The organism is Lacticaseibacillus suilingensis (assembly GCF_016861845.1).
Classification (GTDB): Bacteria; Bacillota; Bacilli; order Lactobacillales; family Lactobacillaceae; genus Lacticaseibacillus; species Lacticaseibacillus suilingensis.
The window spans coordinates 112,085-134,122 of sequence record NZ_BOLV01000001.1 but is presented as its reverse complement, the minus strand read 5'-3'; the positions used below and the strand labels follow the sequence as shown (position 1 = coordinate 134,122).

25 protein-coding genes are annotated in these 22,038 nt (G+C 54.1%); 13 read left to right on the top strand and 12 right to left on the bottom strand.

Annotation, left to right across the window (positions count from 1 at the left end; genetic code table 11):
- Positions 1-34: 34 nt before the first annotated feature.
- The 8 genes from JUF11_RS00640 to JUF11_RS00605 form a co-directional block, all read right to left on the bottom strand.
- On the bottom strand, positions 35-373 hold the full coding sequence (locus JUF11_RS00640; RefSeq protein WP_204117865.1) for a DUF1648 domain-containing protein: 339 nt from the start codon (positions 371-373) through the stop codon (positions 35-37).
- Between the two features lie 10 nt (positions 374-383).
- A complete protein-coding gene (locus JUF11_RS00635) occupies positions 384-1,328 on the bottom strand; it encodes a DUF5808 domain-containing protein (RefSeq protein WP_204117864.1) in 945 nt (314 codons plus the stop codon).
- A 1-nt stretch (position 1,329) separates the two neighbouring features.
- Positions 1,330-1,710 (bottom strand): GntR family transcriptional regulator, encoded by a 381-nt coding sequence (locus JUF11_RS00630; protein WP_204117863.1) that lies wholly within the window; start codon positions 1,708-1,710, stop codon positions 1,330-1,332.
- A gap of 147 nt (positions 1,711-1,857) precedes the next feature.
- On the bottom strand, positions 1,858-2,343 hold the full coding sequence (locus JUF11_RS00625) for a DUF3278 domain-containing protein (RefSeq protein WP_204117862.1): 486 nt from the start codon (positions 2,341-2,343) through the stop codon (positions 1,858-1,860).
- Positions 2,344-2,508: 165 nt separating this feature from the next.
- On the bottom strand, positions 2,509-2,985 hold the full coding sequence (locus JUF11_RS00620) for an NUDIX hydrolase (protein ID WP_204117861.1): 477 nt from the start codon (positions 2,983-2,985) through the stop codon (positions 2,509-2,511).
- Positions 2,986-3,199: 214 nt separating this feature from the next.
- Positions 3,200-3,343: a hypothetical protein gene (locus tag JUF11_RS00615; RefSeq protein ID WP_164507870.1), complete on the bottom strand. Its 144-nt coding sequence runs from the start codon at positions 3,341-3,343 to the stop codon at positions 3,200-3,202.
- A gap of 111 nt (positions 3,344-3,454) precedes the next feature.
- Positions 3,455-6,538: an AAA family ATPase gene (locus JUF11_RS00610; protein ID WP_204117860.1), complete on the bottom strand. Its 3,084-nt coding sequence runs from the start codon at positions 6,536-6,538 to the stop codon at positions 3,455-3,457.
- Positions 6,539-6,549: 11 nt separating this feature from the next.
- Entirely contained in the window at positions 6,550-7,674 is a 1,125-nt protein-coding gene (locus JUF11_RS00605) for an exonuclease SbcCD subunit D (RefSeq protein WP_204117859.1), read from the bottom strand.
- A 223-nt stretch (positions 7,675-7,897) separates the two neighbouring features.
- On the opposite strand from JUF11_RS00605, the gene JUF11_RS00600 reads away from it, so the two are divergent.
- The 4 genes from JUF11_RS00600 to JUF11_RS00585 all read left to right on the top strand — a co-directional run bounded on the left by JUF11_RS00600 (position 7,898) and on the right by JUF11_RS00585 (position 10,269).
- Positions 7,898-8,521: an HAD family hydrolase gene (locus JUF11_RS00600; protein WP_204117858.1), complete on the top strand. Its 624-nt coding sequence runs from the start codon at positions 7,898-7,900 to the stop codon at positions 8,519-8,521.
- Between the two features lie 83 nt (positions 8,522-8,604).
- On the top strand, positions 8,605-9,081 hold the full coding sequence (locus tag JUF11_RS00595; protein ID WP_204117857.1) for a hypothetical protein: 477 nt from the start codon (positions 8,605-8,607) through the stop codon (positions 9,079-9,081).
- Complete coding sequence (locus JUF11_RS00590; protein ID WP_204117856.1) at positions 9,078-9,584, top strand: GNAT family N-acetyltransferase; 507 nt, start codon at positions 9,078-9,080, stop codon at positions 9,582-9,584. Before JUF11_RS00595 ends, JUF11_RS00590 begins: the two co-directional genes overlap by 4 nt.
- A gap of 106 nt (positions 9,585-9,690) precedes the next feature.
- Positions 9,691-10,269: a DUF4230 domain-containing protein gene (locus JUF11_RS00585; RefSeq protein WP_204117855.1), complete on the top strand. Its 579-nt coding sequence runs from the start codon at positions 9,691-9,693 to the stop codon at positions 10,267-10,269.
- 97 nt (positions 10,270-10,366) lie between these two features.
- Here JUF11_RS00585 and JUF11_RS00580 read toward each other — a convergent pair whose 3' ends face one another.
- Complete coding sequence (locus JUF11_RS00580) at positions 10,367-11,989, bottom strand: ABC-F family ATP-binding cassette domain-containing protein (RefSeq protein ID WP_236000346.1); 1,623 nt, start codon at positions 11,987-11,989, stop codon at positions 10,367-10,369.
- A 206-nt stretch (positions 11,990-12,195) separates the two neighbouring features.
- Between JUF11_RS00580 and JUF11_RS00575 the strand changes: the two genes are divergently transcribed.
- Both JUF11_RS00575 and JUF11_RS00570 read left to right on the top strand, forming a co-directional pair.
- The gene (locus tag JUF11_RS00575; protein WP_204117854.1) at positions 12,196-13,146 is read left to right on the top strand and encodes a Dyp-type peroxidase; all 951 of its coding nucleotides are present in this window, start codon (positions 12,196-12,198) and stop codon (positions 13,144-13,146) included.
- Positions 13,147-13,229: 83 nt separating this feature from the next.
- Complete coding sequence (locus tag JUF11_RS00570) at positions 13,230-13,766, top strand: NADPH-dependent FMN reductase (protein WP_204117853.1); 537 nt, start codon at positions 13,230-13,232, stop codon at positions 13,764-13,766.
- 73 nt (positions 13,767-13,839) lie between these two features.
- Here JUF11_RS00570 and JUF11_RS00565 read toward each other — a convergent pair whose 3' ends face one another.
- Positions 13,840-14,388 carry a GNAT family N-acetyltransferase gene (locus JUF11_RS00565; protein ID WP_204117852.1) on the bottom strand — a complete coding sequence of 183 codons (549 nt, stop codon included), beginning with the start codon at positions 14,386-14,388 and terminating at the stop codon, positions 13,840-13,842.
- Positions 14,389-14,530: 142 nt separating this feature from the next.
- Here JUF11_RS00565 and JUF11_RS00560 point away from each other — a divergent pair, with 142 nt between their 5' ends.
- From JUF11_RS00560 to JUF11_RS00550, 3 genes are all read left to right on the top strand, one after another.
- Complete coding sequence (locus tag JUF11_RS00560) at positions 14,531-14,854, top strand: PadR family transcriptional regulator (protein ID WP_204117851.1); 324 nt, start codon at positions 14,531-14,533, stop codon at positions 14,852-14,854.
- Positions 14,855-14,856: 2 nt separating this feature from the next.
- Positions 14,857-15,597, top strand: coding sequence for a permease prefix domain 1-containing protein (locus JUF11_RS00555; protein ID WP_204117850.1), 741 nt, complete (start codon positions 14,857-14,859; stop codon positions 15,595-15,597).
- Positions 15,598-15,963: 366 nt separating this feature from the next.
- Positions 15,964-16,341, top strand: a complete 378-nt coding sequence (locus tag JUF11_RS00550) for a hypothetical protein (RefSeq protein ID WP_204117849.1) — start codon at positions 15,964-15,966, stop codon at positions 16,339-16,341.
- A gap of 106 nt (positions 16,342-16,447) precedes the next feature.
- On the opposite strand, the gene JUF11_RS00545 is transcribed toward JUF11_RS00550, so the two are convergent.
- Positions 16,448-17,335, bottom strand: a complete 888-nt coding sequence (locus tag JUF11_RS00545) for an NAD(P)H-dependent flavin oxidoreductase (protein WP_204117848.1) — start codon at positions 17,333-17,335, stop codon at positions 16,448-16,450.
- A 94-nt stretch (positions 17,336-17,429) separates the two neighbouring features.
- Positions 17,430-18,131 (bottom strand): TIGR00266 family protein, encoded by a 702-nt coding sequence (locus tag JUF11_RS00540; RefSeq protein WP_204117847.1) that lies wholly within the window; start codon positions 18,129-18,131, stop codon positions 17,430-17,432.
- A 140-nt stretch (positions 18,132-18,271) separates the two neighbouring features.
- On the opposite strand from JUF11_RS00540, the gene JUF11_RS00535 reads away from it, so the two are divergent.
- The 4 genes from JUF11_RS00535 to JUF11_RS00520 all read left to right on the top strand — a co-directional run bounded on the left by JUF11_RS00535 (position 18,272) and on the right by JUF11_RS00520 (position 22,037).
- Positions 18,272-19,114: an aldo/keto reductase gene (locus tag JUF11_RS00535; protein WP_204117846.1), complete on the top strand. Its 843-nt coding sequence runs from the start codon at positions 18,272-18,274 to the stop codon at positions 19,112-19,114.
- Between the two features lie 18 nt (positions 19,115-19,132).
- Positions 19,133-19,750 (top strand): SDR family oxidoreductase, encoded by a 618-nt coding sequence (locus tag JUF11_RS00530; RefSeq protein ID WP_204117845.1) that lies wholly within the window; start codon positions 19,133-19,135, stop codon positions 19,748-19,750.
- Positions 19,751-20,040: 290 nt separating this feature from the next.
- Positions 20,041-21,528, top strand: a complete 1,488-nt coding sequence (gene abc-f, locus JUF11_RS00525) for a ribosomal protection-like ABC-F family protein (protein ID WP_204117844.1) — start codon at positions 20,041-20,043, stop codon at positions 21,526-21,528.
- A 68-nt stretch (positions 21,529-21,596) separates the two neighbouring features.
- Positions 21,597-22,037 carry an OsmC family protein gene (locus JUF11_RS00520; RefSeq protein ID WP_204117843.1) on the top strand — a complete coding sequence of 147 codons (441 nt, stop codon included), beginning with the start codon at positions 21,597-21,599 and terminating at the stop codon, positions 22,035-22,037.
- The last annotated feature ends 1 nt before the right edge of the window (position 22,038 follow it).

Below are 22,038 nucleotides of genomic sequence, written 5' to 3'. Positions count from 1 at the left end.
CATCACTTAACTTCGCTTGGCCAACCGTTCACCATTAATTGAGCCAACCCATTTGCGAGAGTTGCAGCAAAGCAAACCCAATCAGGACAAGCCCCATCAGCGCTAGATAACGCCATTCGTTAAACAGCACTACTGGCACGGCTTGCATCCCTGACCGCTTCCGTTGCACTGCGGCGACCCGATCACAAATCAATCCAAGCCCGGCCAAAATGGCTGGCTCGAGGAATAATCCCCAGCGACTGCTCCAACTATCTGCGGCCCCACTGCCGTTAAAGTGCATCACGACCTGATTTGGACTAAGGGCGATGAAGCCGACAGTAAGTAGCATACCTACCAGAACAATGCCCCAATTTAACCACCGAAATTTTTTCATGTTCTTCCCCTCAGTTGCTCAAGACCGCGATGGTGGCTACCACTGCCACCACTCCCAGCAGCAAAAACCACGAAGCTGGATGCGCATAGTTCAGCGTCAAGCCCACGCCAATCCGTTTGGTCACGAACAACGACGAATCGTTAGGCGCATAGTAAAAAACGCCCCAATACCAACGCGCATTATCCGTGCGCACAGCTCCTGCTGGGGCTTGCCGGCGCGTCACCTGCAGCCAGGTGATCAGCAAGAGTAACAGCCCAAGCAAGGTGAGCAGGCCAAATACGAGTGAAAACAGACCCGCCTGTGCGGGCTGCCAAGCACAGGCTAGGCCGAAGCCCTGAGCCACAACCGCAACGGCCAGCAAAAAACTCAGCAAAATATTGCGGGCCTGCGCGGCGCCAGGCGCCGCAGCCAGTCCATGCACATTGGCGGCCAAATGCCGCGTCAGCAAAAACGTGCCGCCAACGACTAGCCCAACGGTCAGGTTAGCCCAGGCCACAGCCGACCAAGGCAACGCAAAACCCACACCGACCAAGGGCAGTAGAACCATGCCCCACACCGGGCTTAACGTCTGCTCGTTGGCCAACTGGGTCAGATCCACGCTGACGCGCATCGCTTCCGGTACCGCCAACTGCTGGTGATACTGGCTACTTAGCCGATGGGCATTGGCCGTCGCCGCCAATGCGGCTAACAGAAAAGCAATCATGCCCAGGGCTAAATAAGGTGGTTGCTGGTGCCACCAGGCCATTAACGCTAGCCCGCCCCACACTAACACCGCCAGGGACAGCGTTTCAATCAGGTACTGCTGCTTCAAGCTACGGCCAACCTGGTCTTGGCGTATGTTACGAGTGCCAAAAACGACGCCAAACAGTTCATTTTGTCGGCCTAAAAATGGTCGAATCAGCGCCACCAGCGTCAACCCCGCGGCAGTGACGACATAGGTTATCCAGGCTGTCATCTCAGTGGTGCCACCCTTCATCGTAGACTTGATCAATCAACGCAACCAGCGTCTGCCGATCAACCGTGCGCACCTTGGCCTCAGTGAACAAAGCCTTCATCTGCGGTACCACTTCTGCTTCAAAGTGCGGATCCACCGCAGGCAACTGCTCAGCCACCATGGCGCCTAAACCGCGGCGCATGGTGATGAAGCCTTCATCTGCCAATTGGGTATAGGCCTTATTGACCGTATGATAATTCACGCCTAACGCACTGCCCAAGGCGCGCACTGAGGGTAAGACTTCACTAGACTTGAGACGGCCATCCGCAATCGCCTGAATCACAGCATTCCGGATTTGGGTGTATATCGGCACCGTACTGGCAAAATCAACGGTTAGCTCCATGCTAGCGCCTCCTACTGTTATACGAACGGTATAACACTCAGCGTGCTGCCATGCAAGCCTTTTCTGAAGCCAGGACTGCCACTATGAGGGCACTACCAGGCATGGACAACAAACCCCACCTGGCCGCGGCCAAATGGGGTGTCAGCATTATTCATCAATCACTTTTATCTCACCTTTGCGAGCATAATAGTTCGTCACCATGTAAACCAAACCGGTAACCCCACCGAGCCATAGTGGATCAGTCCAAAAGAAATCACCTTTGCTCGCATCCAACAAGACAATCATAGCAGCAATCACGACACCGAAAACGAGACCCCGACGGATCGATTCCCATTTTAGCTGTTTGAGCACAGTTGACATTTCGTTGGTTGTCGCCTCAATTGTGGTTAAGCCAGCCTTTTTTATGCCCATCGCGACCCACTGCATCGCTGCGACCAGCACTAACAGGGCCACAAAGCCCAGCCATTGTTGATCAAAAAAAGTTAAGCTCATCAACAGGACAAATTCCACCAGCACCAAGAATAACAGTGCTATCGTTGAAATGCGTCCCACCTCAGCTCGCGCATGCTCATCGTATGGTTGCTTGATACCCCACCAATACACCACCAACCGGTCCTGCCAAGTTTTTTTCATGCCTTTTCCTCCCAAAATAGCGTGTTGAGATCTGCATGTAAGGCCTTGCCAAGTCTTGGAAACGACCCTAAACTGGGAGTATTTTGGCCGTTCACAATCAAATTGACAATCTGGCATAAAATGTTGATATGCTCACATTTTGCATCAAGCTGGTATCCAAGCAAGCTAATCATAATATACGGTTGCTTGTCCTCGTTCAAGGTCAGCAAAGAAGTGACTGATAATCACCTCATGTTGTGGACTGAATATATCCGGTAACTGATGCTGATTAAAGAATTGCAACGCTGTTGTTTCATCGTTATCCGGATTAAGTTCACCACTAAACCAACTCACCTCAAAAAAAGTAACAATCGCCTGTGCAACGTCCCCATTGACGTAATGTTGAAGACCACTGCTACTGATACCTAACATGCGCTTGATGCCCACTTCAAGTCCCGTTTCTTCTCGAAACTCCCGCTGACATGCTTGCGTTACGGTTTCGCCGAGCTCTAAAGCACCACCTGGCAGGCCCCACTCGTGAAAGTCCTGACGTCTTTGCAATAAGATCTCGTGTCGATTATTCATTAAAATGCCACCCGAAAAATTCAAGATGATTGGCTGATGTCCTACACTACCTCGTAAAGTCTTGATATAATCTACCATCTTGTTTCTCCCGTCTGCCTGAATGAGCACGCTCAGATACTTCAGCTACAATGCAAATCTGCTACCTAGCGTTTTGAAGCAAGTGTAAACCCTTACGAAAAGGCTGACAATCAAAAAATCCCACCAAGCCTAAGCTTGCTGGGATCGGACCGCGCTGCAGCCAAGCTGCGGGGCGGTTTTTTGGTTTTGAACAGAGTCAGTGCGAATGAAAAAACTAGTGTTCATTCTCAAGCTTCTCGGCTTCTTTGTCGATTGTGGCAAACCCTGACTCGGTCTTCTTTGCCGGGTGCTCAGCGCGTTTTTTCTCTGCTTCTTGGATCAACGCCTTGCGTTCCTGCTTACTGAGTTTTCCTGCCATCATTCTCGCCTCTTTTTCTTTGAAATAGAGTTGAGGGCATTTCATCTCTCGACAGACATATGATAACACTTTTTGCCGATGTTAGCACATCACGATTTCAAGTGCTAAGCATTAGCGGTCCGCATGCACGGCCTTCAGATGACTCTGGCCATTGCCATCGGCGGTTACTTGCAGCTGATCGGGCACGGTTTCTTGGAGCTCGGCGACGTGACTGATGATGCCAATCATGCGGGCCTGGCCTTCAATGCTTTCCAGAGCCTCCATCGCCACGTTCAGACTGCCCATGTCCAAAGAGCCGAAGCCTTCATCGACGAACAGGGCATCAATGGAGACGCCGCCAGCCTCTTGTTGAATGACTTCACCAAGTGCCAGGGCGAGGCTCAAAGCCGCAATGAAGCTTTCACCGCCGGACAACGTGTGCACCGACCGGGTTTGACCGACTTGATCATCATACACATCGATTTCAAGGCCTGAGTCATTGCGATAACTGCCTGGTTCGTCGTGGAGCACGAATTGATAGCGGCCCGCGGTTAACTTTGCCAGCCGGACATTGGCCACCTTCAGCACCTCAGCTAGGTACGCGCGTAGCACGAACCGTTCGAGGCTTAACTTCCGCGCGTTGGTGCCGGACAACACCTGGGCCAAATTGTCCCAGGCCACTGCCTCGTCCAACGCGGTTTGATTGCTAGCAAAATCCTTGCTGATGGTATCATGCAGTTTTTGGTCGCGTTGAAGCGTTTGGGCCAAAGTGACCGCAGCCGCCTGGGCCTGCGCCTGAACCTCAGTCGCACTTTGGCGCGCTGTTTGCAACGCGTCAACGTCAGGCATCGCCTGACCGTTAATCTGCCGGGTGGCTTGCGCCAAGAGCGCCGTTTGCTGATCACGCTGCGTTTTGGCAGTGGCGATGGCATTCTCCAGTTTGACCAGCTCAGGTAATTGCTTCAACCAGTCAGCAAATGGGCGCGCTGGGCCCAAGGCGGCTGTTTTGGCCTCCGCAAATGCACTTTGCGCTTGCGCGGCGGTGGTTTGCTCTTGCTTCTGCTGGGCTTGCTGACTAGCCAGCGTGGCCTTATGCTCGGCTACGGCTTCCTTGGCCGTACTCAAAGCCGCCTGATTTTCCTTCTGCGCTTGCGCATAACGGTCCAGTTCAGCGGTGAGGTCTTGGTGTTCTTGCTTCAAATCCGCCAAGGCCGGCGCATTATCAGGCAAGGCCGCTTGCGCCGTGGTCAAAGCTGCATTCGCGCTAGCTGCCGCGGTTTCTGCCTGATGGGCCTGGTTTTGAGCGGCGGTCTGGGCAGCTTGCGCCTGTTCCAAAGTCTGCGTTTGCGTTTCTTGTTGCTGCAACAACTGGTCACGCTTGGCGGTCGCCGCCGCCACTGCTTGTTTCAAGGTGGTCACTTGCGTCGTCAGCTGCTGATAGGCGGCTGCCACCGCACCGTCGTCGCTGAGCTGCGCGGCTAATTCGGCTTGCCGCGCTGCTAGCTTGGTCACTTGTGCGGTCAGCTGATCCACCTGCGCCTGCGCCGCCGTGGCCGCCTGTTGAGCCTGCTGCCGCTTTTGATCGGCGGCCTCCACCGCTTCCGCCGTCACTGGCGCCACAGCGGTGGTAGCCGGATGCGGATGCGTGGTGCTCCCGCACACCGGACACGGTGCGTCAGGCGAAAGCTGCGCCGCCAGGGCCGCGATTTGATTGTTGAGTTGCGCGTCATGAAGCGCGGTGTAATCAGCACTAGCTGTCGCCGCATCAGCCTGCGCCGCTTGGGCCTGCGTGGTGGCAGTGGCTAACTGGCTTTGACTTTGCGCCAACTCTTGACCAGTCGTCTGCCACTGCCGATATACCGGCGTCTGAGCGGCCAAACGTTCACTGGCTGCCTGTAGGGCTGGTTGCTGGTCGGAAGCGGTCAGCGCCGCCAAGTTCGTTTGGGTCGCAGCCAGTGCGGCTTTGGTGGTGGTCACCTGAGCGCTAGCCCGCTCCAGCTGGCTTTGAGCCTGCTGGACCGCCTTCGTCGCTTTGGTGTTAGCGGCCTGTAATGCCGCCACTTGCTCAAGCTGGGGTTGCAGTATGGCCAGCTGATCGGCGCGCTTTTGCTGGGAGGTCATCGCCGCCTGCTGGCTGGCCAGCTGGTCGGCGGTGGCGCTGGCTTTGGCCAAGGCAGCTTCAGCCTGCTGCTTCGCCACTGTTGTTTGCTTGATGCGGTCATTCAACCGGTTCAACTCGACTTGCGCCTGCTGCAAGTGGTCATAGTCGCTGCGATGAGTTTGCACCCACTGCAGCTGCGTCCGCGCTTGCTGCTGTGCTGTTAGGGTCGCGGCATTGGCATCAAGATCTGCCAGCGCGGCTTTAGCCTTCGCTTGTTGCTGAAAAGCTTGTTGCAACGCCGTACCCTGTTGGTAAGCCCGATTGGCTTTTTCGTAGGCGGTCTGGGCAGCGGTTAAGGAGGCCTCAGCCGCTTCATGTTGCGTCGTCAAATCGGCCAAGGTGGTGGCCATGGCTTTGATTTGCTCTGGCAGCGGGGTTTCTGGTGCCGGCGCTGGGTCTTCAAACTGGAACTGCGAGGCCAGGGTTTTCAGGCGCTCCGTCTGTTTGGCCACCGCGGTTTGCTTTTGCTTGGCCTTGGTTTTCAGCGTGGTTTGCCAGCGGGCGTACAAGCTGGTGCCGAACAGATGCTGCAGCAGCGCCCCTTTATCATCGCTGTTAGCATCAAGAAACTGCCGGAACTTACCTTGCGGGAGAATCACGATTTGGCGGAACTGATCGGCATCCAGATGCAGCAGGTCAGCAATTCGCGGCGCTACATCGCGCTTTTTGGTCCACTGGGCAGTTTCTTTGCCGTCCTCGAACACCGTCAGGCACACATTCATGGTCGTGGTGGTGGTGCCGCTGCCGCGCTTTTTGGCCAGCTCTTGCGCCGGCTCGCGCCAGATTTCATAAGTCTTGCCGCCATGCGTGAAGCGCAAGGTCACCCGGGTTTTCTCGTCGGCGCTGGCAAAATTGGCGCGCATTTCATCCCCGGTGCGGTCGTCGCCAGAGGTATCACCGTACAGCGCAAATACCAGCGCGTCGAAAATCGTGGTTTTGCCGCTGCCCGTTTTACCACTGATCAAGAACAGTGGCGTCTGGGCAAAGCTGGCGAAGTCCACGGTTTCATCGCGATACGGGCCAAAATACTGCATGTGTAAATCAAGTAGTTGCATCACGGCGCCTCCTATTCTTGGCCCAGTTCACTGCGACTGGCTTCAGCTAACGCAGCCTTGGCCCAGGTTTCCTGCTCCGGCGTGAGCTCGCTGCCAGTGACTTGCTGATAAAAATCCGCCAGTAGCGGCATCGGCCCAAGCTTGACATTGGTTTGCGTGGCCGTTTCCAGTTGGACATGTTGCTCACGTTTCAACTCAATGATGCGCGGAAAGACCTGACGGAGGCTAGCCATGACATTGGGAATCACCTCAACATCCGTCAAGGTGATGGCCGTGTAGGCATCACGCTCGGCAGCGGAAAAATGATCAGAATCGGAGAATTCTTTAAAGCTGCCAGTCAGCTGTTGCACCTCATGAAGCGGCGCCAGACTGATAAAATGCCGATTCATGGTGTCGGTATCAAGAATGTAGACACCTTTTTCCTGGGTCACTTCCGACACGGAATACTTGAGCAGCGAGCCGCTGTATTGCACTTTCGGCTCATTGAGGGCCTTGCGATTGTGCAAATGTCCTAGCGCCACATAGTCAAAGGCTTGCAGGTCGTCAACGCTCACCGCATCCAGGCCGCCCACGTTCACCAAGGTCTCGGATTCGGAATGCTTACTCCCTGCCGCAAAAAAGTGGGCAATCAGCACATGCTTTTTCGCTGGATCGAATTTTTCTTCCAGCGCTGCCGCTACCCGATGCATCGCTTTGTTGATATTGGTTAAACTGTCATCATGAAAATACAGCCGCGCCGCCACCGGTTCAAAATACGGCAGCAGGAAAAACTGCACATCCCCCAACTCGACTGGTGTAAAGGCTTGGGCCAGTTCCGTGTTCAAATAGAGCTGCGTGGCATCGTACCATTCCCGCCCAGTGCCCAGGCGCACGGCCGAATCATGATTTCCCGAAATCACCAACAGTGGATACCCCAGTTCGCGATTGAGCCGGTGCAACATGCCATTGACCATGGTCACTGCCGTCTCGTTCGGCAGTGCCCGGTCGTATAAGTCGCCGGCAATCATGATGGCGTCTACCTGCTGTTCCTGCGCGACCTTGACCAGGCGTTCAAACACCGCCGCTTGATCGTCTTGTAAGTCGAACGCGTTAAGTCGTTTGCCGATATGCCAATCGGCGGTATGCATGATCCGCATAAGGAAACCTCCTGGAGAGTTGATAATGGGAAACCGTTCTTGGCTGCAGGCGGGAAGTGCGCCCCACTTTGCAGCCTTTTGTTGCGTTCCGCTGGGCACCCTCGAGCGCCCAGCTCCGCAGTCTTCTTCTATAATCCAAACACTCGTTCTTACCACTGTCAACGGCTACTCGTTTTCGATGACAGCGGTTTCGAGTATACTAGTAAGGAATGGGGGCGTGACAATGAAAACTTTTATTTTTGATATCGACGGCACCTTGCTGGATTCGGTGACGATGTACTTATTAGGCCTGCAAAAAACGATGCGGCGGCATGGTCAGGAATTCACCCTGGATGAGCTGCGCTTTTCCAATGGCATTCCTTCCACCGTCACGATGGGCCGGCTTGGGTTTGAAGGCGACGCGGTGGCGCCAGCGGTCAAGGAATGGACGCAAGACTCGCTGGATTTTGTCGATGACGTGGATTGGTTCCCTGGCATGAAAGACACCTTGGTCGCGTTGCGCGCAGCTGGCGCCAAAACCGGCATCGTGACATCCAAAAATCGCGATCAATACAGTATTGATGATCAGCGTTTTGGGTTCAGTCACTACTTCGATACCATTGTGGGCGCTGGGGAAGCCAAGCGCAATAAACCATTTGGTGATCCAATTTTGCTGGCCATGCAGCGCGTGGGTGGCGATGTCGCTGACACGGTCTACGTTGGTGATACGGCGACTGATGCGCAGGCAGCGCATGACGCCAAGGTCGCCTTCGCCCTAGCCACTTGGACCACGCCTCAACCCGGCCCAGAATTTGACCCCATTGCCGCACGGCTTCAAACTCCGGCTGACCTGAAGCAACTGCTTTAGCCTTCAGCCTAAAAATTCGCGAAAAAAACAACGCCTTCAGTAGGACGAATATTTGTCGTCACTATCTAATGGAGGTTTTGAAGATGAAACATGTTTATCGCTTTGTGTTAATGGTACTGGTGCTGGTTGGCGTGGCTGGACTCGCCGGTTGCGGAACAACAACATCGCAGCCGAAACCAGAACCGGACACCGCGCCTAGTTACAATGTCGCCAAAACGCGCGTGCTGTTTTCGGATCAGGTCAACCAACTGAACGACACCCAGAACGCTTCATTCTGGAAGCTGGCTCACCGCGCCCTGGCCGCCGGCGACCCGAGTGCCGATGCTAGCAAGTTTAAAGGCATCGGCCTCCGCGTGGAGAAGCAAATGCCAAAACATCAATATCTCCTGATCTATCAGGTTAAGGCCACGAAGCCCTTCCCGGTGAAAGCGACTTACACCATGACACTCAAGCTGCACAGCAAGGACCTGAACCAGGGCAAAGTTAAATTTGATCTTCTTGACTATGAACTCAACTCGATTGATTCGATCAAAGCATCAAGCAAGGGGGCAACAGATTGATTAAAATAGTTCCCGCCACCGCGGCCACTGACTTTGCCGCAGTGGCCCAGTTATACTATGACACCTGGCAAGTGGCCTATCGCGACCTGGTTCCAGCTGGCTATCTTGACCAGCTGACGCCGACGACGTGGCACCCAGAAAAGCGGCAAAACCAGACGCTACTGGCACTGGCCGAAGACCAACTAGCTGGCGTTTGCGCGTTCGGACCGGCGCGGGATTCGCGGTTTGCCGGTGCCGGTGAGCTGTACTCCATTTATGTGCATCCAGCCCAGCAACACCAAGGTATCGGCCAACTGCTAATGCAAGGTGCGCTGGCCCGGCTTGAACCGGATTTCAGTTCGATTTACTTAGTCGTGCTGACGAATAATTTGCCGGCCCGACGCTTCTATGAGCAGCAAGGTTTCCATGCCACAAGCCAGCGCAAACAGACTCAGACCGACTTCGGGCCGCTGGAGGAAGCCATCTACGGCCGGGGCCCGCAGTTTGTAAAAAACAATGATTAAAATGCGCAAATGACTAGGTACAAAACCGGATAATTGTAGCAAAAAAGTGTCGCTGAGCGCATAATCATTATAGTTATAAAATGGAATATAGGAGGATTTACTGGGGATGCGAAGCGATGAGAAGAGTAAGAAAAAGAAATGGACTAAGGCTCGAATTATCAAATGGGCAATAAGTGCTGGCATTGTTATTGTTGTATTGACCCTCGGTATCTGGAAAGTCAAAAGTCTGCATTTTTTTGATGAAAAAGACACGGTTAGCACCAGCAATTATACGGTTAAAAACATTGGTGAATTGGATACGACCAGCGTCTTTTACGATAAGACTGTTGAGACATCAGAGTCCGGCAGATTTTTAGGTTTAAAGATGGGTACGGAGAAATCGCTCTACATCTTCCACTTCAAGGCTCAGGTCTACTACGACTTGAATAAGGCCACAAGCCACTACGACGAAAAGTCAAAAACGATGACGGTTAATATGCCAAAGCCAGGCGTGAAACTAATACTTAAAGACGACGATTCAAAGGCCACCTATCAGTATTACGACTTGAAAGACAGCGTCTGGGTCAATGACAAAAATGATAAGGGGCTTAAGCTTCAAGCCAAACTTGCTGACACTGCCAAGCAAGACATTATGAAGAAAAAAATATCATTGAGACTTCAAGGCAAAGTGCCGAAACCATCCTGACCAAGATGTTCGGCAAGGATCCGATCCATCTCAAAATAAAATTTGCCTGAAAGCCAAAATCACCCGTGATTCTCAGCGAATCACGGGTGATTTTTTGCTAATAAATATCGTTAACTTGCGCTTGCGCCACGTCATGCGCCATAAACTCATCATAAGTCGTGTCAGCGCGATCGACGATGCCTTTTGGCCCCACTTCGATAATGTGGTTGGCAATCGTCTGAATGAACTGATGGTCATGACTGGTGAAGAGGAGCGACCCCTTGAAATCAATCAACGCATCATTCAACGCCGTGATGCTTTCCAGATCCAGGTGGTTGGTCGGATCATCCAGCAGCAGCACGTTGGCCTTGCTGAGCATCATTTTGGCCAGATAGGCGCGAACCTTCTCGCCCCCAGACATGACTGGGGTTTGCTTGAGCACGTCATCCCCACGGAACAGCATCTGGCCCAGGAACCCGCGCAGGAAGGTGTTGTCGCTTTCTTCTTTGCTGGCGAATTGCCGGAGCCATTCAAGAATGTCCAGGCGGTCGTCGGCGAATTCTGGGTTCAAGTCACGCGGCATGCTGGCGCGAGCGGTGGTCACGCCCCAAGTGACGGTACCACTATCAGGCTGCATGGTGCCGGCCAAAATCTGCATCAGCACACTGGCAGTCACGTCGGAGCGGGAAATGAACGCGGTTTTATCGCCAGGCCGCAGGATAAAGGACACATTGGCCAAAATGGTTTCGCCATCGATGGTCTTGGAGACATTCTCCACCCGTAGCAAGTCGTTGCCCAAGGCGCGTTCCGGTTCAAACTTGATATAAGGGTACTTACGCGAGGACGGCTTGATGTCATCCAACGTAATTTTATCCAGCTGCTTTTTCCGGGAGGTCGCTTGCTTGGACTTGGACGCGTTCGCCGAGAAGCGCGCGATAAATTCTTGAAGCTGCTTGATCTGTTCTTCCTTCTTGGCGTTTTGCTGGCTCCGCAGTTGTTGCGCCAGCTTGGAGCTTTCCAGCCAGAAGTCGTAGTTGCCGACGAACAGCTCAATTTTGCCGAAGTCCACGTCGCACATCATCGTGCACACCGCGTTCAGGAAGTGGCGGTCATGGCTGACCACAAGCACTGTGTTTTGATAGTCGGCCAAAAAGTCTTCCAACCAGTCGATGGTCTGCGGATCCAGCCCGTTTGTCGGTTCGTCCAGCAGCAAGACATCAGGCTTGCCAAACAGTGCCTGCGCCAAGAGGACCTTAACCTTTTCGCCTTCTGGCAGCTCGGCCATCAGCGTCTGGTGCATCGCTTCGCCAATGCCCAAGGATTGGAGCAGCTGGCTAGCGTCGCTTTCCGCGTTCCAGCCGTCCATTTCAGCGAACTCGCCTTCCAGTTCCGCCGCGCGGTTGCCATCGACTTCGGAGAAGTCCGATTTCGCGTAAAGCGCATCTTTTTCCGTCATGACTTCATACAGCCGGGTGTAACCCTGCAGCACTGTGTTCATCACCGTCTGATCATCGAAGGCAAAATGGTCCTGCTTCAAGCTGCTCATCCGTTCGTTCGGATCGAGGCTCACGCTGCCGGTAGTCGGCTTGAGGCGCCCTTCCAAAATCTTCAGGAACGTTGACTTCCCGGCGCCATTTGCGCCAATGATGCCATAGCAATTGCCCGGCGTGAATTTCAAATTAACATCGGTATACAAGGTCCGATCCGAGAACGTCATGGAAACGTTGGAAACTGTAAGCACTGCGCTACCTCACTTTACTGTTGTTTTCTACTATATGCATTCGAATCATGATACCAAAAGCCCGGTCAGTAAACAAGCCACGCTGCGGCGATTGGCAGGCAAGCGTTTTTTATATTGTGCAAAACTTATTTGAGCAAATTCGCCCAAAATCCTCACTATCTATGGTAAATTATTAATAGAATGATTCTAATTTGGAGGGATAAGTTATGCCAATCGATTTACGCAACGTCCAAGATGTTTATAAAGATGCTGGGGACAACATCATCTTCGCTACCATGAACCTCAAGCGCCAAGACCAAGCCGCAGAACTGGCGGCCATCACGGATCTGGCTGAGCACCTGCCAGCCTTCAACAACAGCATGGCCATTCGTTACCCTGATAGCGGGCTGGCCGTAGCCTTTGGCTTCTCGCGCCAAGCGTGGGACTACCTGTTCCCGACCGCCCAAGTACCAGCCGAGCTGGAGGAGTTTGCCCCAATCGTTGGCCCTAAGCACACTGCACCGGCCACCCCAGCAGATCTCTTTTTCCACCTGCGGGCCCGCAATTCAGCGGTACCATACGAACTGCTGTCAGAAATCATGACCATTATCGGCGACACCACCGAGACCTTGGACGAAACTCACGGCTTCCGGTACTTTGAAGGCCGCGCTATCATTGGTTTCGTGGATGGCACGGAAAATCCTAGCGCCTTGGACACCCCGGAATACGCCGTGATTGGCGATGAGGACCCAACTTTCATCAATGGTTCTTACGCCTTTGCCCAGAAGTATCTGCACGACATGAAAGCCTGGGACAAGCTCAAGGTCGAGCAGCAGGAAGCCGCAATTGGCCGCAAGAAGTTCACTGACATTGAACTAGCCGACGAAGACAAACTCAAAAATGCGCACAACCTCGCCTCGCAGGATAACGAAGGTGGCATCGAGCACAAAATTGTGCGCATGAACGTGCCGTTTGCCGATGCGGCGAAGGACGTTAAAGGCACCTACTTCATCGGTTACGCCCGCCACTGGAGCGTCACCAAGCGCATGCTGAATAACATGTTCAGCCAATCCGACCGCTTACTCGACTTCTCGACGCCGATCACCGGCGAAGTGTTCTTCATTCCGTCCAAGGACACCTTGGCGGCAATTGCGGATGAGGACTTACCGCAGAAATAAGCCAATCGAGCTTCAAGGTTGCACTTTTGCCATTTTTGCGTGAATAATAACCTATTCAATTCAAAGAATGGAGTGTGACTAGCGTGAAGTTAGTTGGCATTGTCGGGAATAATTATTCAGGTTCGCATAATCGAATGTTGCTCAAGTTCATGCAGCAGCGCTACGCCAGTCAGGTCGAGCTGAGCTTGCTGGAAACCAAACCGTTACCGATGTTCAATCAGGATGACGAAGACCATCCCACCCAAACGGTGGTCGACTTTCGCGCCGCGATTGCTGCGGCCGATGCGGTAATTATCGCCACCCCTGAGCATAACCACAGTATTCCCGCGGTTTTGAAAAATGCCCTCGATTGGTGCTCGCGGGTAGAACATCCCTTAGCTGGTAAAAAAGTGATGATTGTCGGGGCTGCGCTAGGACCACTAGGCACGGTCCGCGCCCAAGGCCATCTGCGGCAAATTTTGGATTCAATGAGTATTGCCGCCCATGTGATGCCGGGCAATGAATTCCTGCTCGCCCACGCGATGAACGCCTTCGATGCTAACGGCAGGTTGACTGACCAAAAGGATATCGAATTTCTCGATACTTGCATGACCAACTTCATCAAATTCGTCGAGGCTTAAACCGACTAAAAACGACCCGAAGCACGTCAGCGTGACGTGATTCGGGTCGTTTTGGTGAGATCAACTGATTGACTTAATCCCCGCTTACCCATTCCCGTTTGAGCAGCGACCACTCGTTTTCATCGTGAAAGCCATCCGCTAACGGCTCGCCATCACGCAAGGTCCCATCTAAATGAAAGCCGGCCTTGCGCGCAACGGCATTGCTAGCCGCATTATCGATGGCAGCCCGGATGATAATCTTGTTCAGCCCGTACTCGCTGAAGCCAAGCTCGCACAAGCCGGCCACTGCACGATGCATCACATTACGGCCGCGGAAGGCAGCGCCAAGCCAGTAACCCACGTCGGCACTTTGATTAGCCGCAAAGTCGTTAAAGCTAATCATACCCGCCACCTCACCAGCCACCATCACCACTAAATTAAGGGATTGGCCAGTGCCCAGATGCGTATTGAATAGCCGGAGCGCTTGTTCCTCATCCGCCGCCGTTTTGGTCTGATTGACCCAAGGCAGATACCGGCTAAGCACTGAGCGGTCAGCCTCAAGCAACTTGAACAAAGCTGGCGCATCAAACGCTGGTCGTGGTATTGCCAATTCAATCTCATCATCAACCGAATAACTGAACATTGTATCCCTCCTCGAAACCTGTTTTTACCCTACCTCTCTTGATCAGCACTCGCAAGCCAGAATCGGTCTTAAGCACGAGAGCGCCGGCTACAAGTTCGTGCTATGATTACTTCATCAGGTGGAGTAATCGGAGGTGAGGGTAGTGATTTCAAGCGATAGCATGCGCGGGTACAACGATGCCATTATTTTGGCCGTGCTCGCACGCGGCGATTCGTACGGGTTTGAAATCAGCAAAGCCATCACCGCTGGCACCAACGACGCCTACACCCTGCGCGAAACCACGTTGTATTCAACCCTAACGCGCCTGGTCAAAAGCGGCGCGCTGAGCGCCTATGCCGGTGAACTCTCGTATGGCCGCCCACGCACTTACTACCATCTCACCGCGATTGGCCGCACGATTTTAGCAGCGAAAAAGCAAGAGTGGCACCAGGTCCAAGGCGTCGTCACCCATTTTTTGGAGGAGTAACAATGGAAAGCTTACAAGTGTATCTCGACGGATTATTCAAGGATGTCCCACCCTCCGCAGCGGTGCGGCAGGCCAAAGCTGACCTGCTGGCGGCGATGGAGGATCATTACCACGACGCCTTAGCGCGGGGCCTGAGCGCCAGTGAGGCGTTAGGTGAAGTCATCAGCTCAGTAGGCTCGATTGACGAGGTGCTAGCGGCGCTGGATGTGCACCCAGCGACCAGCGAGGACGCCGAAGCACCGGAAGCCCTAACCGCTGAAGATGCCCAAGGCTATTGGCAAGCCACACTCCGCTATGCCGCCGGGCTGGGCTTGGGCGTGGCGCTCTGCATCGCCAGTGTGGCGCTAGCTGTGTTTTTCGATCGTAATCCAGACACAGACGCCCTGAGTGCCATCAGCTTTTTACTAGCAGTGTCCGGCGGCGTGGCTTCGATTATCTTTGCCACGACGCATCGCCGCCGCGTCGCTCGCGGATTGAGGCACTTTGCGGTAACCCCCAGCATCAACCGCCTCGCTGCCCGCCGGCTCGAAGCTTACCAGCGGCCGCGCATGATTGGGCTGGTGGCCGGTATCACCTGCTGCATTTGCTCGATTATTCCGGCCATCATTATTGCGGATAATCTCGGCGCCGTCTTGCTGCTTTTGATGGTGGCGATTGGGGTGTTCTACATGATTTATGTGCAAGCCATCAACAACGGATATAAACGTTTGGCCGAGGCCCGGCCTGGACAATTGTTTCACTAAAGCAAAGGCGCTGCTTCTCGAATAAGGGAGGCAGCGCCTTTTTACACGTTATGCACTCCAATGAACCGATTCATCCGCGTCGGATCCGGAGCAGAGCATCCATCCCCGCTACTTGACGTTTCCTCAAGTATACCCAGTCAAGTATCTATCCTTCGACCGCTCGATGCTGGCACGTCTATCATCGTAAAAGCCTTTTTACCGGTTAATTGGCATTTATGATAAAATGACTGTTGAGATATTAGATTAAACAGTTTATAAGAGCATTTTTTGTGCCCTTTGTTCATAATAATCACTAGATAAGTAATTTGGCATTTACTCTCAATAGTCTGGACTGGTCACTTTCTCGAGCGTTAGAAAGGTGTCGTCATGAAGAAAACTCTAACTGTGCTGCAATACATATTAGGCGGTATCTGCGCGCTAATGGGCTTGGCTTCTCTTTGGCTAGCACTGATTGCCTTGGTTTTCACCCGCGTTCTCGTCGTTGACAGTCCGTTTACCCTGGTCGAGTCGGTGTCAGGCTTGCTCTTTTTGGGTACTGGCATCGCGTTACTCGTTAATGCTAACCATCAACGCCGCCGCGCCGACTTGGCGGCATTAGTGGCATTGATAATTGCCCTGGTACTGGGAATCATCTTTCATAAGACGTTCTATGACCTTTGGTTCCAAGCTGGCGGGGCCCTAATCTGGTTAGCCATCATCCTGTTTTTCAAGTACAGGCAACCCCAGGCCACCCAGGTGCATTGAACGCCACCGTGAATGGTACAACTTTCCGCAGACACCAAAAACGCCTCAGGCCGACCAAAAGAGGTCATGCCTGAAGCGTTTTTTGACACTATGCGTAACACATTCATCATTGTGGATACAGTCGATTCACAATCGTCGCCGCCGGAGCGGTTCCTTGAATCATCCCAGCAATTTGCCCCGCCATCAAGGTGCCATGTTCCAAATCCCCGGCAATGGCCCGTTCCAAGCTGCCGTCCAGCAGTGCGTGCAGGTCGTCGGCACTAGTGCCAGCGGCTTCTGCTTTAAAGTAGGCGTCGGTCAATGGATTCTTCAAGCACCGCACCGCATCCCCCAGCGCGTGGCCAGTGACCACTGTGGCGGTATCATTAGCGGCCACAATCGCAGCTTTGTAGGCCGCACTGATGGAGGTTTCATGGGCGACCATGAAGGCGGTCCCCACTTGCACGCCGACTGCGCCAAGGGCTTCGGCCGCCTTAACGCCAGCGGCATCGGCAATGCCCCCGGCGGCATAAACCGGCAGATTAACAGCGGCGGTCACTTGCCGCACCAGACTAAAAGTTGTTTCCGTGCCGATATGGCCACCAGATTCCATGCCTTCTGCCACAATGGCATCGGCGCCTAACGCGGCCATTTTCTCAGCGACTTTGACTGACGGAATCACCGCGACGACTTTGGTGCCAGCTGCTTGGAGCGCGGCGATGAAACGTTTCGGGGTGCCAGCACTGGTGGTCACCACCGGCACCGGATGAGCAATCAAGTAAGGCACCACCTCAGCCATGTTCGGTTGTTGGAGCATCAAGTTGACCGCAAACGGCTGATCGGTGGCGGCGCGCACCGCGGCGATGCTTTCACTGAGCCGCTCCACGCTGCGATTGGCGGTGGTCAATACGCCTAAACCCCCAGCGCGGCTCACCGCACTAACTAGTGATGCCTTTGAAATGCCGGCCAGTGCGCCTTGAATGAGTGGCAATCTAGTGCCTAAAGTGGTTGTCATATCCAGTCCCCCTTCGCTGGTTGCCTAATAAGCAACCCGTTACCTCCAGCGTACTCGCGATGAGGTGTAAACGCCACCATAAATTTAAGGGAGGTTAATCCGAACTGGTGGGCATGAAGGGTTTGACCAAATCAGCCAGGGCCTCAACGTTACGGGTTTGGATGTACACCCGCCCGCGACCGGAAAATCGGTTCACCAGGCCTTCACCGGTAGTGTAACCGAAGCTACCACTGGCGGCTTCAATGTGATAATCCAGGTTGCGATCCCACGCCACGACATGGTTGTTGTCGATCACGTAATCCTCGCCCTCGAGATCGATGGGCAGCAGATCTCCATAAGCGGAAATCAGCATTTTGCCGGTACCGTGGGTTTCCATGACATACAACCCGCCAGTGCCACCGAACACAGCGGCGTCCACTTTTTGCCGCACCATCGAATAGCCAGCGGCAGTGTCAGTGGCCAAAAAGGCGCCGGTGTTGAGCCGCCATTGATGACTGTCATCCACCGGCAACTCGGTAATTGGCCCTGGATTGGCTGGGGCAATCGCCAGCGCGCCACCAGCCTCAGCGCCAGTGGCGGTTGTGATGAAAAACGACTCCCCTGAAGTCATCTTCCGGCCAATCGCACTCATCAAGCCGCCTAGGCCAGATTTACCATTGCTGTTCATATGCCCTTCCAGCGTGATTTTGCCATTGTGATACAGCATCGCCCCGGCTTCAATTTGCACGCTATCGCCGCGGTCCAAGTGAATTAACGCCAGCGGAAATGGGCTTTCACCTTTCAGTTCATACTCCATATTCTCTCCTCCAATCTCGATGATACTTGCAGTGTAGCGCAAAGCCGTTAGCTGCGCGACCACGTTTTCACTTACTAATGATAAGAATTTCGTTACATCGCGCTAGGTGCGTGCTATCATCGAGGCAGGAGGTGCAAGTGATGAAAACTATGACCATCGCTGGGCAAACCGTACCGGCTTTAGGCATCGGCACCTGGCATGTGGGTGAAGGCAACGCTACGCAAAGTCAGCAGGAACAAGCGGCCTTGCGCGCTGGTCTAGATGCCGGTCTGACCTTGATTGATACCGCCGAAATGTACGGCGAAGGCCGCGCGGAAACGCTGATTGGGCAGGTGCTTCCCGATTACTCACGGGAAAATTTGTTCGTAGTGTCAAAGTTTTACCCGTGGCATGCCACGGCTAAGCTGATGCGCCAGTCGCTGCTGGCCAGTTTGCACCGGCTGCACACCGACTACCTCGACTTGTACCTGCTACACTGGCCTGGCACTACACCCATCGCCGAGACCATGGCTGGCCTAGTGGCGCTGCAAAAAGAAGGCTTGATCCGCGCTTACGGGGTTTCCAACTTTGATGTGGCCGATTTGGAATCGGTTCGCGCGTTTGCCAAAGGCGCGAACCTCGCTGCTAATGAGGTGCTTTACAATCCGACCGCCCGCGGCATTGAATATGATTTACTGCCGTACCAACGGCGCCATCAGCTACCGATGCTCGGCTACTCACCCTTTGGCTCAGGTGACGGGCATCAGATCAAGCTAACAGCCAGCGTCCAAGCCCTAGCCAAAGCCAAACACCTGAGTGCGCACCAACTACTCCTGGCCTGGGCCGGCCGCGACGCTGTTTTGCCACTGGTCAAAACCAGCAATCCTGCCCATATGGCCGCTAATCTCGAGGCGCTGACCGCAACCTTAACGCCCGCCGATGAAGCGATCATCGATGCCGCCTTCCCGGCACCGACGGCTAAAATTGCTTTGCAATCGCTCTAATTCAAGGAGGTTATCCAGATGAAAGTCTTTGTTGTTGGCGCCCATGGTCAAGTGGGCCAATTAATTGTCGAAACGCTACTCACCAATGACTGCGAAGTCATGGGCGGCTACCGCGATCCCGCTAGTCAAGCGCCAGCGGCTTCCAGTGCCTTCACGCCGGTGGCTTTTGATCTCAACCAACCGATTGATGAATTAGCAGCCGCAATGACCGGCGCCGATGCCGTGATTTTTGCTGCCGGTTCTGCTGGTAAATCCTTGCTGGCCATCGATTTGGACGGCGCGGTCAAAACCATGGCCGCCGCCCAGCAAGCCGGCGTGACCCGGTTTATTCAACTCAGCACGATTAACGCCGAGCTTCGTGACCAGTGGCCGGATGTGCTGCACGACTACTACATCGCCAAGTTCTACGCCGATGAATGGTTGCGGACCCGCACCATGCTCGATTGGGTGATTGTCCAGCCGGTGGCGCTGACCAACGCAGCCGGCACCGGCAAAATCACGCTGCAGCCGGCGGCCAATGGCACCATCAGCCGCCAAGATGTCGCGACTGTGCTGGTGGAAGCCGTCACGTCGGAGCTGCATCGCGAGACGATTAAAATCGCGAGCGGCACCGTGCCGATTGCCCAAGCCTTCTAAACCAGAATCGCCGGATAACCAGTTATTTTGGGTGCGCAGTTGCTTTTTTCCAAACAAGCGTGCATAATCTCATTATTAAATCGATCGGAAGTGAAGCCGTTGAAGTAAGCCAATACCGAATTTGTCGAAGCCCTGAAATCTGGGGAGGAATCTCGACACTTTTGGCTTGGCTTACCGAAACGGCTCACTGATTTTTCAGAGGGCGACGTTTCGGCGTGGTCCTTTTTGTGTGCTGCCAAGCCCAGTGTCCCCTGTTTCAGGCGCGTCCTTTAGAAAGGATGTGCTGCCTCATGGCGACCATTGAATTAACTGATTTATCTTTTGGCTATCCGGGCCAACCGGAATTGTTCTCCCATGTCTCATTCAACTTTGATACCCGTTGGCACCTTGGTTTGGTCGGACGCAACGGCCGGGGCAAAACCACCTTGCTGGAGCTCTTGCAGCATCAGCATGAGTATCGCGGCCAAATCACCACGCCGCTCACGTTCAACTATTTTCCCCAACCGATTGCCGATGAAAGCCAGCTCACGCTGTACGCCATGCAGGCCGTCAGCGACGCCGAGCAGTGGGAATTGGAACGTGAGCTTAATCTGATGCACGTCGATCCCGATATTCTGTGGCGGCCGTATCAGGCGCTATCCGGCGGTGAGCAAACCAAGGTCCGCCTCGCATTGCTCTTCACGCAGGCCAGCGGCTTTGCCTTGATTGATGAGCCCACCAATCACCTGGACCAGGCTAGCCGCGCGTTAGTGGCACAATATCTTCAGCAAAAGTCCGGTTTCATCCTCATCAGCCACGACCGCGCTTTTTTGAATGCGACCACTGATCATACCTTGGCCATCGATAAAGCCGATATCACGCTCTATCAAGGCAACTATGACGTCTACGCCGAAGCGCGCGACCGCCAAAACGCTTTTGAACAAGCCGAAAACAGCAAACTCAAGCACGAAATCGGCCGGCTGCAGCAAAGCGCCCGCGCCAAGGGGCAATGGGCCGACAGCCGTGAAAAAGACATCAACGGCAGCCGCCATGAATTCAACAGCGCCCACAAAGATCGCGGTCGCATCAGTCACATGGCCACGCGGGAAATGAAAAAGCGCCTTAACCTCGAGCATCGAATGGATAAGGAAATCGATGCCAAGTCGAAGCTGCTCAAAAATATCGAGGACGTCCCAGCCCTCACCATCAACACCCTCCCTGACCACCACGACCCTTACCTGCATGTCGTTGATTTAACCGTTGGCTACGAGCAGCCACTGTTCAAGCCGGTGTCCTTTGATGTCCGGCCTGGCGAACGCGTGGCCTTGGTCGGCCCCAATGGGATTGGCAAGTCCTCGCTGCTGCGCGCCGTGCTCGGTCAGTTCGCCGGCACCACCACCGGCAACATCACCCAGCCGCATCTGCAGTTGAGCTTGATGCGCCAGGTGCCAGATAACCGCGGCCTCCTGAAGGACTTCGCCGCCGTCCATCATTTGGATTACGAAAGCCTGCTTAATAACCTCAAGAAACTGGGCCTGGAGCGCACTGCCTTCACCACCCCCATTGAGCAACTGAGCATGGGCCAGCAGAAAAAAGTCGAACTGGCACGCTCATTAGTCACGCCGGCCAATATGTTGGTGTGGGATGAACCCTTGAACTACCTCGACTTGTACAATCAAGACCAACTGGCACAAAGCCTGCAGGCCAACCAGCCGACGCTGCTGTTCATCGAACATGACCAGACCTTCATTGACCGCGTCGCCACCAAAATCGTGACGCTTGAACCCGTGCAAGCATAAGCGTTCAAACCAGACGAACTGCCGGCGTTGTGCTACCCTCAAGGCAACAACCTAAGGAGGGGATTTGCATGAGTAATGTGTCGCTGTATCATACCTTCGTCCAAAATCACAATGGCTTAACCGGTACCAGCTTCGTTGAAGGCGATGAAGGCCTGGCGCTCGGGGTATCCAGCTCGCTGATCGCCGCGCCTGGCACCAATCCTGAGCAATTCATCGGTTTTGCTTTGGCCACTTGCTTCAACGCCACCATTCGCCTGATTGAGGCGCGCGAACATACGCCGGAAGACTCCAAGGTCCGGGTGCGCATCGACATCACCCGCGACCAACCTGGGTATCAGTTTTTGGTGGCGGCCCAAATTCAAATGCCGCAGCATGATGAAGCCGACGCTCAACGGCTGATTGCCACCGCGCTAGATGAATGTCCGGTGGCCAAGCTGCTGAAGGATAACGAAAATGTCTCCTTCCAGCTGGTGGATCAGTTCACTGACGATGCCAACCTAGGCGAATAAG

What these genes read in the sequence shown, in the direction of transcription:
- JUF11_RS00620 (WP_204117861.1), bottom strand. Translation starts at nt 2,985, where the DNA reads ATGGTAGATTATATCAAGACTTTACGAGGTAGTGTAGGACATCAGCCA.
- abc-f (WP_204117844.1), top strand. Translation starts at nt 20,041, where the DNA reads ATGGCGACCATTGAATTAACTGATTTATCTTTTGGCTATCCGGGCCAA.
- JUF11_RS00555 (WP_204117850.1), top strand. Translation starts at nt 14,857, where the DNA reads ATGGAAAGCTTACAAGTGTATCTCGACGGATTATTCAAGGATGTCCCA.
- JUF11_RS00565 (WP_204117852.1), bottom strand. Translation starts at nt 14,388, where the DNA reads ATGTTCAGTTATTCGGTTGATGATGAGATTGAATTGGCAATACCACGA.
- JUF11_RS00605 (WP_204117859.1), bottom strand. Translation starts at nt 7,674, where the DNA reads ATGCGGATCATGCATACCGCCGATTGGCATATCGGCAAACGACTTAAC.
- JUF11_RS00585 (WP_204117855.1), top strand. Translation starts at nt 9,691, where the DNA reads ATGCGAAGCGATGAGAAGAGTAAGAAAAAGAAATGGACTAAGGCTCGA.
- JUF11_RS00640 (WP_204117865.1), bottom strand. Translation starts at nt 373, where the DNA reads ATGAAAAAATTTCGGTGGTTAAATTGGGGCATTGTTCTGGTAGGTATG.
- JUF11_RS00630 (WP_204117863.1), bottom strand. Translation starts at nt 1,710, where the DNA reads ATGGAGCTAACCGTTGATTTTGCCAGTACGGTGCCGATATACACCCAA.
- JUF11_RS00550 (WP_204117849.1), top strand. Translation starts at nt 15,964, where the DNA reads ATGAAGAAAACTCTAACTGTGCTGCAATACATATTAGGCGGTATCTGC.
- JUF11_RS00610 (WP_204117860.1), bottom strand. Translation starts at nt 6,538, where the DNA reads ATGCAACTACTTGATTTACACATGCAGTATTTTGGCCCGTATCGCGAT.
- JUF11_RS00625 (WP_204117862.1), bottom strand. Translation starts at nt 2,343, where the DNA reads ATGAAAAAAACTTGGCAGGACCGGTTGGTGGTGTATTGGTGGGGTATC.
- JUF11_RS00600 (WP_204117858.1), top strand. Translation starts at nt 7,898, where the DNA reads ATGAAAACTTTTATTTTTGATATCGACGGCACCTTGCTGGATTCGGTG.
- JUF11_RS00615 (WP_164507870.1), bottom strand. Translation starts at nt 3,343, where the DNA reads ATGGCAGGAAAACTCAGTAAGCAGGAACGCAAGGCGTTGATCCAAGAA.
- JUF11_RS00545 (WP_204117848.1), bottom strand. Translation starts at nt 17,335, where the DNA reads ATGACAACCACTTTAGGCACTAGATTGCCACTCATTCAAGGCGCACTG.
- JUF11_RS00635 (WP_204117864.1), bottom strand. Translation starts at nt 1,328, where the DNA reads ATGACAGCCTGGATAACCTATGTCGTCACTGCCGCGGGGTTGACGCTG.
- JUF11_RS00530 (WP_204117845.1), top strand. Translation starts at nt 19,133, where the DNA reads ATGAAAGTCTTTGTTGTTGGCGCCCATGGTCAAGTGGGCCAATTAATT.
- JUF11_RS00520 (WP_204117843.1), top strand. Translation starts at nt 21,597, where the DNA reads ATGAGTAATGTGTCGCTGTATCATACCTTCGTCCAAAATCACAATGGC.
- JUF11_RS00595 (WP_204117857.1), top strand. Translation starts at nt 8,605, where the DNA reads ATGAAACATGTTTATCGCTTTGTGTTAATGGTACTGGTGCTGGTTGGC.
- JUF11_RS00540 (WP_204117847.1), bottom strand. Translation starts at nt 18,131, where the DNA reads ATGGAGTATGAACTGAAAGGTGAAAGCCCATTTCCGCTGGCGTTAATT.
- JUF11_RS00575 (WP_204117854.1), top strand. Translation starts at nt 12,196, where the DNA reads ATGCCAATCGATTTACGCAACGTCCAAGATGTTTATAAAGATGCTGGG.
- JUF11_RS00535 (WP_204117846.1), top strand. Translation starts at nt 18,272, where the DNA reads ATGAAAACTATGACCATCGCTGGGCAAACCGTACCGGCTTTAGGCATC.